The organism is Catenulispora subtropica (genome assembly GCF_039531675.1).
In the GTDB taxonomy this organism is placed as follows: domain Bacteria; phylum Actinomycetota; class Actinomycetes; order Streptomycetales; family Catenulisporaceae; genus Catenulispora; species Catenulispora subtropica.
The window spans coordinates 1-11,974 of record NZ_BAAAQM010000108.1 but is presented as its reverse complement, the minus strand read 5'-3'; the positions used below and the strand labels follow the sequence as shown (position 1 = coordinate 11,974).

At 70.6% G+C, this 11,974-nt stretch carries 13 protein-coding genes and 1 pseudogene; all 14 read left to right on the top strand.

Annotated elements, in window-relative coordinates; genetic code table 11:
- Positions 1 to 1,738 (top strand): transcription termination factor Rho (rho, locus tag ABD466_RS43915; RefSeq protein WP_344663266.1); only part of this gene is annotated, 1,738 nt, incomplete at its 5' end.
- Positions 1,739 to 1,815: 77 nt separating this feature from the next.
- Positions 1,816 to 2,607, top strand: coding sequence for an alpha/beta hydrolase family protein (locus ABD466_RS43910; protein ID WP_344663265.1), 792 nt, complete (start codon positions 1,816 to 1,818; stop codon positions 2,605 to 2,607).
- 92 nt (positions 2,608 to 2,699) lie between these two features.
- Positions 2,700 to 2,915, top strand: coding sequence for a 50S ribosomal protein L31 (gene rpmE / locus ABD466_RS43905; RefSeq protein WP_344663264.1), 216 nt, complete (start codon positions 2,700 to 2,702; stop codon positions 2,913 to 2,915).
- Positions 2,916 to 3,033: 118 nt separating this feature from the next.
- On the top strand, positions 3,034 to 4,104 hold the full coding sequence (gene prfA / locus ABD466_RS43900; RefSeq protein ID WP_344663263.1) for a peptide chain release factor 1: 1,071 nt from the start codon (positions 3,034 to 3,036) through the stop codon (positions 4,102 to 4,104).
- Between the two features lie 100 nt (positions 4,105 to 4,204).
- Positions 4,205 to 5,089, top strand: a complete 885-nt coding sequence (gene prmC, locus ABD466_RS43895; protein WP_344663267.1) for a peptide chain release factor N(5)-glutamine methyltransferase — start codon at positions 4,205 to 4,207, stop codon at positions 5,087 to 5,089.
- A 19-nt stretch (positions 5,090 to 5,108) separates the two neighbouring features.
- Positions 5,109 to 5,759, top strand: coding sequence for an L-threonylcarbamoyladenylate synthase (locus tag ABD466_RS43890; protein WP_344663262.1), 651 nt, complete (start codon positions 5,109 to 5,111; stop codon positions 5,757 to 5,759).
- Positions 5,760 to 6,028: 269 nt separating this feature from the next.
- Entirely contained in the window at positions 6,029 to 7,414 is a 1,386-nt protein-coding gene (locus tag ABD466_RS43885) for an MraY family glycosyltransferase (RefSeq protein ID WP_344663261.1), read from the top strand.
- Positions 7,415 to 7,700: 286 nt separating this feature from the next.
- Positions 7,701 to 8,186, top strand: coding sequence for a Cg1360 family ATP-synthase-associated protein (locus ABD466_RS43880; RefSeq protein ID WP_486334160.1), 486 nt, complete (start codon positions 7,701 to 7,703; stop codon positions 8,184 to 8,186).
- 174 nt (positions 8,187 to 8,360) lie between these two features.
- Positions 8,361 to 8,726 carry an AtpZ/AtpI family protein gene (locus tag ABD466_RS43875; RefSeq protein ID WP_344663259.1) on the top strand — a complete coding sequence of 122 codons (366 nt, stop codon included), beginning with the start codon at positions 8,361 to 8,363 and terminating at the stop codon, positions 8,724 to 8,726.
- A 97-nt stretch (positions 8,727 to 8,823) separates the two neighbouring features.
- Positions 8,824 to 9,675 carry a F0F1 ATP synthase subunit A gene (gene atpB, locus ABD466_RS43870; RefSeq protein ID WP_344663258.1) on the top strand — a complete coding sequence of 284 codons (852 nt, stop codon included), beginning with the start codon at positions 8,824 to 8,826 and terminating at the stop codon, positions 9,673 to 9,675.
- A 135-nt stretch (positions 9,676 to 9,810) separates the two neighbouring features.
- Positions 9,811 to 10,053 carry an ATP synthase F0 subunit C gene (gene atpE, locus ABD466_RS43865; protein ID WP_344663257.1) on the top strand — a complete coding sequence of 81 codons (243 nt, stop codon included), beginning with the start codon at positions 9,811 to 9,813 and terminating at the stop codon, positions 10,051 to 10,053.
- Positions 10,054 to 10,097: 44 nt separating this feature from the next.
- On the top strand, positions 10,098 to 10,649 hold the full coding sequence (locus tag ABD466_RS43860) for a F0F1 ATP synthase subunit B (protein ID WP_344663256.1): 552 nt from the start codon (positions 10,098 to 10,100) through the stop codon (positions 10,647 to 10,649).
- The gene (locus ABD466_RS43855) at positions 10,649 to 11,464 is read left to right on the top strand and encodes a F0F1 ATP synthase subunit delta (protein ID WP_344663255.1); all 816 of its coding nucleotides are present in this window, start codon (positions 10,649 to 10,651) and stop codon (positions 11,462 to 11,464) included. The genes ABD466_RS43860 and ABD466_RS43855 overlap by 1 nt, the downstream gene beginning before the upstream one ends.
- A 173-nt stretch (positions 11,465 to 11,637) precedes the next feature.
- A pseudogene (locus ABD466_RS43850) lies at positions 11,638 to 11,974 on the top strand (F0F1 ATP synthase subunit alpha); the annotation flags it as partial.

Genomic DNA, 11,974 nt, shown 5'->3' with positions numbered 1-11,974 from the left:
CCATGAACGCGGCGAAGAACAGCGGGAACGACCCCGCGTTGATCCCCCAGATCGCGCCCATCGCGCCGGCGGCCATGAGGACGAACGCGCCGGAGGTGATGGGGGCGCCGGCGAGGCGGTCGGCGAACCAGCCGCCGATCGGGCGGACCAGGGAGCCGACGAGCGGGCCGAGCGCGGCGACCGCGGCGAGCGCGGCGACCGCGCCGTGAAGGCCGCCGAGACCGCGGTGGCGGTCGCCGAGGGCGGCCAGGCCGCCGGCGGCTCCGCCGACTCCTCCGCCGGCGACGGCGACCAGCAGCGCACCCGCCGGGACCGGAGCCGCCGGGACCGCGACCGGGGCCGCGGCACCGACGGCGACGGCGGCGGCCAGCAGTCCGGCGGCCGCGACCAGGGCCGCGACCAGGGCCGTGACCAGAGCCGTGACCAGGGCCAGGGCGGCGGCCGACAGCAGGGCCAGGGCGGCGGCGACGACTTCGACGACCGCCGGGGCGGCAACCGCCGGACCCGGGACCGCGGCCGCGGCCGCGAGGACCGGCAGGGCAACCGCCGCAACCGCAACCGCGGCGAGGGCGGCTCCGACGTCGAGACCACCATCTCCGACGACGACGTGCTGATCCCGGTCGGCGGCATCGTCGACATCCTGGACAACTACGCCTTCGTGCGGACCTCCGGCTACCTGCCCGGCCCGGACGACGTCTACGTCTCGCTGGCCATGGTCCGCAAGCACAACCTGCGCAAGGGCGACGCCGTGACCGGCGTGATCCGGGCCCCGCAGGAGGGCGAGCGCCGCGAGAAGTTCAACGCCCTGGTGCGCCTGGACTCGATCAACGGCCTGGAGCCGTCGGCGGCCCGGCAGCGCCCGGAGTTCACCAAGCTGACGCCGCTGTACCCGCAGGACCGGCTCCGCCTGGAGACCGAGCCCGGCATCCTGACCACGCGCATCATCGACATGATCGCGCCGATCGGCAAGGGCCAGCGCGGTCTGATCGTGGCCCCGCCCAAGACCGGCAAGACCATGATCATGCAGGCGATCGCCAACGCGATCACCCAGAACAACCCCGAGTGCCACCTGATGGTGGTGCTGGTGGACGAGCGGCCCGAAGAGGTCACCGACATGCAGCGCTCGGTGAAGGGCGAGGTCATCGCCTCGACCTTCGACCGCCCGGCGGACGACCACACCACGGTCGCCGAGCTGGCCATCGAGCGCGCCAAGCGCCTGGTGGAGCTGGGCCACGACGTCGTGTTGCTGCTGGACTCGATCACCCGCCTGGGCCGCGCCTACAACACCAGCGCCCCGGCCTCCGGCCGCATCCTCACCGGCGGTATGGACAGCCAGGCGATGTACCCGCCGAAGAAGTTCTTCGGCGCGGCGCGCAACATCGAGAACGGCGGCTCGCTGACCATCCTGGCCACCGCCCTGGTGGAGACCGGCTCCCGCCTCGACGAGGTGATCTTCGAGGAGTTCAAGGGCACCGGCAACATGGAGCTCAAGCTGGACCGCAAGCTCGCCGACAAGCGCATCTTCCCGGCCGTCGACGTCGACCCCTCCAGCACCCGCAAGGAGGAGCTCCTGATGAGCGCCGAGGAGCTCGGCATCGTCTGGAAGCTGCGCCGCGTCCTGCACGCGCTGGACCAGCAGCAGGCCATGGAGCTGCTGCTGGACCGGATGAAGAAGACCAAGTCCAACGCCGAGTTCCTGATGACCATCCAGAAGACGACGGTCGGTCCGCAGGACTAGGACGCGCCGGACGCCGGGTCCACGGGGTGAGACCCGACGACTCGTAAGAGGACAGCGGCCTGAGTAAGGTGGCCGGGGTGACGATCACCCCGGCCCCTTTCGCGTATGGCCCGCATCCGTCTCAGGTCGCCGATCTCTACGTCCCGGAAGGCGCCGGCCCCTTCCCGGTGGCCGTGCTGATCCATGGCGGGTTCTGGCGGACGCCCTTCGACCGCGAACTGATGGAGCCGCTGGCCGAGGACCTGGCGGCCCGCGGCGTGGCGGCGTGGAACATCGACTACCGCCGGGTCGGCGACGGCGGCGGCGGCAACGAGTGGCGGGTCACCCTCGACGACGTCTCCGCCTCCCTGGACCAGCTGGGCGCGGTGTCCGGCGAGTACCCCCTGGACACCGACCGCACGGCGCTGATCGGGCACTCGGCCGGCGGCCACCTGGCGCTGTGGCTCGCGTCCGAGTTCCAGGTGGCGGCGGTGGTCTCGCAGGCCGGTGTGGCGAACCTCTACGACGCGGCGGCCGAGCGCAGCGGTGTGGGCTCCGCCCGCGAGGGCCTGGGCGTACTGGACGTGCCGGCGGCGATCGAGTTCCTCGGCGGCACCCCCGAGGAGGTCCCGGACCGCTACGCGGCCGCCTCCCCGTCCGCGCTGCTGCCGCTGGAGACCCCGATCCTGCTGGTGCACGGCGACGCGGACGACCGGGTGCCGGTCTCGCAGTCGCGGAACTTCGCCGACGCGGCCCGGGAGGCCGGCGACGAGGTCGAGGTCGCGGAGTTCCCGGGGATGGGCCACTTCGAGGTGCTGGACCCGAAGCACGAGAGCTGGACCCGCACCGTGGAGTACCTGGCGGGCCGGCTGAAGGCCGGGGTGGAATAAGCACCCCCGCCGCCCCGTTAAGATGGTTCGTCGGTCCCGGTTCACCCCATCCGATGGAGACCCGGCGGCCACCTCGACCCAAGGAGCCCGAAATGAAGCCTGACATCCACCCGGCCTACGTGGCCACCACTGTGACCTGTGGCTGTGGCGCGACCTTCGAGACGCGCAGCACCGCCGCCAACGGCGTCATCCACGCCGAAGTCTGCTCGCAGTGCCACCCGTTCTACACCGGCAAGCAGAAGATCCTCGACACCGGCGGCCGGGTGGCGCGCTTCGAGGCTCGTTTCGGCAAGAAGGACGCCAAGTAGCACCTTCGACGGCGTCGGAACCACACACCGGGGACGGTCCCGGCAGTGGTCCGGCGCCGTCGTCGTGTTTCCGGACCCGGTCGATCTTCCGGCTCCTCAAGACCCCTAAGGACGTGACATGTTCGAAGTCATCGACGACCTGCTCGCCGAGTACGCCGAGCTGGGCACGAAGCTCGCGGACCCGTCCGTCCACGCCGACGCCGACACCGCGCGCAAGCTCGGGAAGCGGTACGCCGAGCTGGGCCCGATCGCCGAGACCTACCGCGAGTACCAGGCCGTGGGCGAGGACATCGCCGCCGCCCGGGAGCTCGCGGCCGAGGACCCCGCCTTCGGCGAGGAGATCCCGGGGATGGAGGAGCGCCGCACGGTGCTGGAGGAGCGGCTGCAGAAGCTGCTGATCCCCCGGGACCCGATGGACGAGAAGAACGTCATCCTGGAGATCAAGGGCGGCGAGGGCGGCCAGGAGTCCATGCTCTTCGCCGGCGACCTGCTGCGCATGTACATGCGCTACGCCGAGCGGCAGGGCTGGAAGACCGAGGTGCTGGAGTCGACCGAGTCCGACCTCGGCGGCTACAAGGACGTGCAGGTCGCGGTCAAGGGCCGGGTCAACGACGCCGGCGAGGGGGTCTGGGCGCGCCTGAAGTACGAGGGCGGCGTGCACCGGGTGCAGCGGGTCCCGGTCACCGAGTCGCAGGGCCGGATCCACACCTCGGCGGCCGGCGTGCTGGTGCTGCCCGAGGCCGAGGAGGTCGAGGTCGAGATCAACCCGAACGACCTGCGCATCGACGTCTTCCGCTCGTCCGGCCCGGGCGGCCAGTCGGTCAACACCACCGACTCCGCGGTCCGCATCACCCACCTGCCCACCGGCGTGGTGGTGAGCTGCCAGAACGAGAAGTCGCAGCTGCAGAACAAGGAGTCCGCGATGCGCATCCTGCGGGCCCGCCTGCTGGCGGTGGCGCAGGAGGAGGCCGACCGGGAGGCCTCGGACGCGCGCAAGTCGCAGATCCGCACCGTCGACCGCTCCGAGCGGATCCGCACCTACAACTTCCCGGAGAACCGCATCAGCGACCACCGGGTCGGCTACAAGTCCTACAACCTGGACCAGGTGCTCGACGGCGACCTGGACGCGGTGATCCAGGCCTGCGTCGACGCCGACACCGCCGCGAAGCTCGCGGCCGGGGGCAACTGAGGGGCGCGGCAGCGTGACTGACTCCACTCCGGCCGCGGCCGGCAACTCCGGCGCCGCCGCGGACGCGGGGAACCCGGCGAACGAGCCCGCACCGGCGCCCGTGCCCCCGCCCGGGGCCGCGGCCAAGGCTCCGTCCTCGCTCCTGCGCGCCGAGATCGCCCAGGCCTCGCTGCGCCTCGCCGAGGCGGGCGTCGGCTCGCCCCGGCACGACGCCGAGGAGCTCGCGGCCTGGGTGCACGGCGTCCGCCGAGGCGACCTGCACCGCGTCGCCGACCACGACTTCGACGCCCGGTACTGGGAGGTCGTCGCCCGCCGCGCGAACCGCGAGCCGCTCCAGCACATCACCGGCGCGGCCTACTTCCGCTACCTGGAGCTGGCCGTCGGGCCCGGGGTCTTCGTGCCGCGCCCGGAGACCGAGGTGATGGTCGGCTGGGCCATCGACAAGCTCCGCGCCCTCGACGTCGCCGAGCCGCTGATCGTCGACCTGTGCACCGGGTCGGCCGCCATCGCGCTGTCGATAGCGCAGGAGGTGCCGCGGGCTCGCGTGCACGCCGTGGAGCTGTCGGAGGACGCCTACACCTGGGCTTCCCGCAACATCGCGGCGGTGGAGGCGGGGGAGCGGGTCACGCTCCACCTCGCGGACGCCGTCACGGCGCTGCCGGAACTGGACGGCCGGGTCGACGTCGTCGTCTCGAACCCGCCCTACATCCCGCTCACCGAGTGGGAGTACGTGGCCCCGGAGGCCCGGGACCACGACCCGGAGCTGGCCCTGTTCTCCGGCCCCGACGGCCTGGACCTGATCCGCGGCCTGGAGCGCACCGCGCAGCGGCTGCTGAAGTCCGGCGGCTGGGCCGCCTTCGAACACTCCGACAAGCAGGGCGGCGAGGTCCAGCGCATCTTCCTGGAGGAGCGCGGCTGGGCGGAGGCCTCGGACCATCGCGACCTGACCGGCAGACCCAGGTTCGTGACGGCCCGCAAGGGCTGAGCGGCTAAACTCACCCCCCATGAGCCGCCGATTCGACTGCAGCGATCCCGAGCAGCGCAAGACCGGATTACGGGAGGCCGCCGGCGCGGTCCGCCGCGGCGAACTGGTGGTCCTGCCGACCGACACGCTCTACGGCATCGGCGCCGACGCCTTCACCAACTGGGCGGTGCGCGCGCTGCTGGAGGCCAAGGGCCGCGGCCCGGCGATGCCCAGCCCGGTGCTGGTGCCCTCTCCGGCCACCCTGCACGGCCTGGTGGCCGGCATGCCCTCGGTCGGCTGGGAGCTGGTCGACGCGTTCTGGCCCGGCGGCCTCACCATCGTCGCCATGCACCAGCCCACCCTGACGTGGGACCTGGGCGAGACCCGCGGCACCGTCGCGGTCCGCATGCCGCTGCACCCGGTGGCGATCGAACTGCTCACCGAGACCGGCCCGATGGCGGTCTCCAGCGCCAACAAGACCGGCATGGCCCCGGCGCAGACCGCGCAGGAAGCCCAGGACCAGTTCGGCGACGCGGTGTCGGTCTACCTGGACGCCGGCCCGGTCGGCGGCGAGGGCGGCGCCAGCTCCATCGTCGACGTCACCGGCACGGTCCCGGTGCTGCTGCGCGAGGGGGCGATCCGATTCGAGGAACTGCTCGAGGTCGCGCCCACGCTGACCCGGGCCGAGTAGCCGTCCGTGGCCGGCGGTGGCTGTCCGTAGCCGTCCGTAGCCGTTCGACCAGACAGCCCAACGCCGCCAGCCGGTTCCGCGGCGCCCCGGGGCCGTCCGTGACGGTCCCACGAGCCGTTCCCCGGCGGCCCGCTCCCGGTACACAGTTGTGACGCACTGGCTGCCGGTAGTCGGCGTAGGGTTGTCTGGCGATACTGGTGGTGCCCGACGGTTCCTGCCAGTTCTTGCCGAATCCCTTCAGCACTGCGAGAGAAGCGGAGAGGATCCCCGTGCGGGAGTACCTGCTCGCCATGACGGTGGCCCTTGCGGTGACCCTGCTTCTCGGCGGCCCGATCCGGGCGCTGTCGATCCGGTTCGGCCTGGTGCCGGCGATCCGGGACCGGGACGTGCACAAGACCCCGATCCCGCGGATGGGCGGTCTGGCGATGTTCGTGGGCCTGGCCGCCGCGATCAAGGTCGCCGAGCACTTCCCGATGCTGGAGCGCAACGTCTACCACACCGCCGACACCATGCAGGCGCTGTTGTGGGGCGCCTTCCTGGTGGTGGTGCTGGGCGTGGTGGACGACAAATACGAGCTGGATCCGCTGACCAAACTGGCCGGGCAGATCTTCGCCGCCTCGGTGATGGTGGTGAAGGGGATCCAGATCAGCTGGCTGGTCATCCCGGGCATAGGGATCGTGGCCGTGGACCCGACGCTGTCCATCGTGCTGTCGGTGTTCCTGGTGCTGCTGCTGATGAACGCGGTGAACTTCGTCGACGGCCTGGACGGCCTGGCCGCCGGTATCACGTGCATCGCGGGCCTGGCCTCGTTCGCCTACTGCTACCGGCTGGCGGTCAGCTACAAGCTCACCGGGGCGACCGCGCCGGCCCTGATCGCGATCGTCACGGTCGGGGTGTGCCTGGGCTTCCTGGCCCACAACTGGGACCCGGCCCGGATGTTCATGGGCGACACCGGCTCGATGCTGCTGGGCATGCTGCTGGCCGCCACCTCGATCACGGTCATGGGCGGCATCGACCCCTACCAGCTCGGCGAGAACATCAGCCAGACCGTCACCCAGACCTCCACGGTGCACAAGCTGGTCCCGGCCTACCTACCGCTGATCATGCCGGTGTCGGTGACCCTGCTGCCGATCGCCGACATGGTGATGGCGGTGGTGCGCCGCACCAAGGCCGGCATGTCGCCGCTGGCCGCAGACAAGGGCCACCTGCACCACCGGATGCTGCAGATCGGCCACTCCAAGCGGCGCGCGGTGCTCATCATGTACTTCTGGGCCGCCCTGGTCGCGTTCGTCACCGTGCTGTTCGCCGTCACACCCTCCCGCCAGCCGGTGGTCTACCTGGCCATAGCGATGACACTGCTGGGACTGTTGCTGCTGCTGGGACCACGACTCGGCGACCACCGGGAGCGCCTGCGGGCCAAGGCCCCCACCCGGCGCGGCGGGGCGGCGGCAGGGGCCCGGCACCGGGCGCAGCCCTCGGCTCCGGCGGCGCCGGCACCCGCGGTGGCCCCGACCACGACCGCGGCCCCGGGCCCGCCCCCGGCCCCGAACCTCACCCCCGCCCCGGGCCCCGTCACCGCGCCGGGCATCCCGGCCATAGCCAAGGCCCCGGACGACGCCGACGGCGCGATGCGTCCACGGACGCTGTCACGTTGATCACATCCGGGCGGTCATCCGGCGCCGGCCGGCGGCCGCCCGGCGTCCATCCGCCGGAGTTCCCCCAGGTGGAAAAAGTACGCACTCTGACGGAGCCTCTCCGCAAAAACACAGGTCCGCGCCGGTCCGAAAACCGGTTCGTGCGTAGAACGCGAGCTTGTGATAGCTTTCACGAACAAGGGGAGACCGGGGTGGTGAGCAGAACGACCCACCCCCGTAACCTGAACCGACACGATGCGGTGCCGGATCCCCGGCAGCGACCTACAAGACTTCTTCAAGGGAAGCCATGCAGGCCATTGACGCCCGATTGTTGCGCGGAGCAGCGGTGCCCACCGCTGTCGCCGGCGCGATCGCCGTCGTGCTCTGCACCGTGCTGGTCGGCGGCAAGGGCCTGATCGGGGCGCTGCTCGGCAGCGTGATCGTCCTCGCCTTCTTCTCGGTGACGATCGTCGTCATCAGCCGTGTCGCGCAGACCAAGCCGGAGATGCTGCTCGGCTACGCGATGCTCACCTATCTCGGCAAGATCGTCTTCCTGGCCGTGCTGATGGTCGCGTTCAAGCACACCACCTTGTTCCACTTCCGGTCGTTCGGGTTCACCATGCTGGGCCTGACCCTGGTGTGGCTGGCCGCCGAGACCCGTGCGGTGCTGAAGACGAAGATCTTCTACGCGGACCCCTCCGCGATGCCGGACTCCCTCAAGCTCAAGACCGCGGCGCAGAAGCGCCCGGAGAGCACCGCCGAGTCCGAACCGACGCCCCTCGGCGGCCGGTAAGAACCATGACCGTCCCGCGACCGGCCGGTCGGCCGGAGATGACGCGTCGCCTGCCCTCCGTTCGGATTCGAACGGTGTCGGCTGCGGCCCCCATAACGCATTCCAGCGTGCCACTCACGCCTTCTCAGCTGGGTTTCAGGGAAGGTCATCTCTCCTGCTATCGTCCGAGGCGGCATGAGCAGTACCCAGAAGCCGAATCCTCCCAGGAAGTCCGGGAAGGGCGAGTCGACCGGCAAGCGCGAGAAGAAGGTCGATCCGTACTCCATCACCGGCTACCTGCTGTCGGGCATGGTCCTCTACGGCGGCCTCGGCTGGCTGATCGACAAGTGGGCCGGCACCTCCACCGTGTTCGCACCGATCGGGGTGGTCTTCGGACTCGCCGCGGCCCTGTTTCTCACGTTCCGGCAGTTGTCGGTGCTGGAGAGGCAGGAGCGCGAGGAACTGCTCCGCAAGCGGCGCGAGTTGGCCGACCAGGCCGCCGACGCGTTGCAGGCACGGCAGCAGGACTCGCAGGACCAGCACGACCCGCAACACCGATAGCCACGACACATCCAGTGCCGATCGCGCGAGCCGGGGCCGCCCGGACGCGCCGACACCTGAAGGTTGCCGTCACGATGAGCCAGTCTGGACACACACGATGAGCCTTAGCCTCGCTACCGGCACCGTCCTCGCCGCCGAGGGCGGCGAGGGCTGCGGCAACGGAACGCCGCACCTTTTCGGGAACAACGGCGGCTTCGACTGCGTCGCCCCGACCGACCAGATCTTCGACTTCTCCAACCGGCCGTGGTTCCACATCGCCGGCTGGGGCGTCACCAAGCCGGTGGTGCTGGCCGCGCTGATCACCGTGCTGATCGTCGGCTTCTTCTGGATCGCCTTCAACAAGCCGAAGATGGTGCCGCGCGGCGTGCAGAACGTCGGCGAGGTGGCGTACCTGTTCGTCCGCGACCGCATGGCGCGCGACTCCATGGGCGTCAAGGGCGACAAGTACGTGCCCTTCCTGTTCTCGCTGTTCTTCTTCGTCTGGCTGATGAACGTCATGTCGTTCGTCCCGGGCATCCAGTTCCCGGTGTCCTCGCGCATCGCGTTCCCGATGACGCTGGCGGTCATGGTCTGGCTGACCTACATGTACGCCGGCTTCAAGCGGCACGGTCTGGGCTACTTCAAGGTGCTGGGCGTTCCGAGCGGCGTGCCGCTGGGCATCCTGTTCATCCTGACCCCGATCGAGCTGCTGTCGAACATCTTCGTGCGGCCGTTCACGCTGGCGATCCGGCTCTTCGCGAACATGTTCGCCGGCCACCTGCTGATCGCCACCTTCTCCATCGGCGCCTGGTACATGTTCAGCGTCAAGGGGATCGTGTTCTCCGGCGCGTCGTTCACCATGGCGATCGTGATGACCGGCTTCGAGCTGTTCATCCAGGCCCTGCAGGCCTACATCTTCGTGCTGCTGACCGCGAGCTACCTCGCCGGCGCACTCGAGGAAGCGCACTAGTACCACACAAGTACTTACGTAGACGGGCGCTTCCTTGTTCCCGACGGGGAGCGCGGGCAAGACCACAATTCCAGAAATCACAAGACGACCGGTTGGCAAAGCGCCCGCCGGCCAACCAGAAGGAAAACGAGAGACATGAGCGCTCTGACCACCCTCGCGGACTCGACCACCACGATCAAGGGCCTGGGCTCCCTCGGGTACGGTCTGTCGGCCATCGGCCCGGGTATCGGTGTCGGCCTGATCTTCGGTAACGGTGTTCAGGCCATGGCCCGCCAGCCCGAGGCGGCCGGCATGATCCGCACCAACATGTTCATCGGCTTCGCGCTGACCGAGGCGCTCGCGCTGCTCGGTTTCATCGCGCCGTTCGTCCTGAAGTAAAGAGCCATCCCGAGCCACTTCGGACCTAGGGAAGGTGGAAGACCATGGCAGCAGGAGTCATCCTGGCTGAGAGCCCGATCGTGCCGCAGGGCGACGAACTCGTCGTCGGCACCATCGCGTTCCTCATCATCTTCGTGATCTTCTGGAAGAAGCTGCTTCCGAGCATCAAGAAGACTCTCGACGAGCGCACCGACGCCATCGAGGGCGGTATGCAGCGCGCCGAGGAGGCCCAGGCCGCCGCCGCCGCGCTGCAGGAGGAGTACCAGCGCAACCTGACGCAGGCGCGCCACGAGGCCGCGACGATCACCCAGAAGGCGCGCGAGCAGGGCGCCGAGATCGTCGCCCAGCTGCGCGGCGAGGGCCAGGAGCAGCGCGACAACCTGGTGGCCGGCGGCCGGGCCCAGCTCGACGCCGACGCCGCCGCGACCCGCGCCGCGCTCAAGAGCGACCTGGGCACGCTGGCGATCCAGCTGGCGAGCAAGATCGTCGGTGAGTCGCTGGAGGACGAGGCCCGTCAGCGCGGCACCGTCGACCGGTTCCTGGCCGAGCTGGAGGCCAAGGCCGACGCCGAGGCCACCGCGAAGGCGGGTGCCTGATGCAGGGCGCCAGCCGCGAGGCCCTCGCGGCCGGGGCCGACCGCCTCGACGCCCTCACCTCGGCGCCGGGCGCGGACCTCACCGGCATCGCCGACGACCTGGCGGCCGTGGCGAGCGCGTTCGCGCAGAACGTGGCGCTGCGCCGGATGCTGACCGACCCGGCGCGGCCGGCGGCCCAGCGCGCGGACATCGCGACCGCGCTGCTGGCCGGCAAGATCGGCGCCGACGCCGCGGCCCTGGTGGCCGGGCTGGTCCGGTCCCGCTGGAGCGCCCCGCGCGACCTGTCCGACGCCGTGGCCGACCTCTCGGTCCGCGCCGACCTGGCCGTCGCCGAGCGCGACGGCAAGCTGGACGACGTCGAGGACGAGCTGTTCCGGCTGGGCCGGCTGCTGGACTCGAACGGCGACCTGGCGCTGGCCCTGGGGGACACCCGGGTCGCGGCCGACAAGCGCGTCGCGCTGATCGACGGCCTGATCGGCGGCAAGGTGGACCCGACCACGTACCGTCTGGTGGGGCGCCTGGTGGCGAATCCGCGCGGCCGGTCGATCAGCGCCGGCCTGGCCGAGGTCGGCAAGGCCGCGGCCGAGCGCCGGCAGCGGCTGATCGCGTACGTGAAGGCCGCGGTGCCGCTGACCGAGCAGCAGCGCGACCGGCTCTCGGCGGTGCTCAAGCGCCTGTACGGGCAGCAGGTCCACCTGAACCTGGACCTCGATCCGGCGGTGCTCGGCGGGCTGTCGGTGCGGGTCGGCGACGAGGTCATCGACGGCACGGTCGCCTCCCGGCTGGCCCAGGCCCAGCGGCAGCTGGCCGGCTGAGGCCGGGCGGCCGCCCAGCGGCGCTCGGCGTCACGGCTTAGCGTCGTACAAGAAGTACATACAGCAGTACCCACCAGAAACGACCTGCGGGTGGTGGCGGCGGGCGGAATCCCTCGGACGGAGGGGCCCGCCGCTGCCCGGGCCCGGATGAACCTAGGAGAGCAGGAATACTCATGACGGAGCTCACGATCCGTCCGGAGGAGATCCGGGACGCGTTGGAGCGCTTTGTCGATTCGTACAAGGCGCCCGAGGCGTCGAAGGACGAAGTCGGCACCGTGACCGAGATCGGTGACGGCATCGCCAAGGTCGAGGGCCTGCCCTCGGCCATGACCAACGAGCTGCTGAAGTTCGAGGACGGCACCCTGGGCATCGCCCTGAACCTGGACGTCCGCGAGATCGGCGTCGTGGTCCTGGGCGACTACGCCGGCATCGAGGAGGGCCAGAAGGTCGCGCGCACCGGCGAGATCCTGTCCACCCCGATCGGCGACAAGTTCCTGGGCCGCGTGGTGA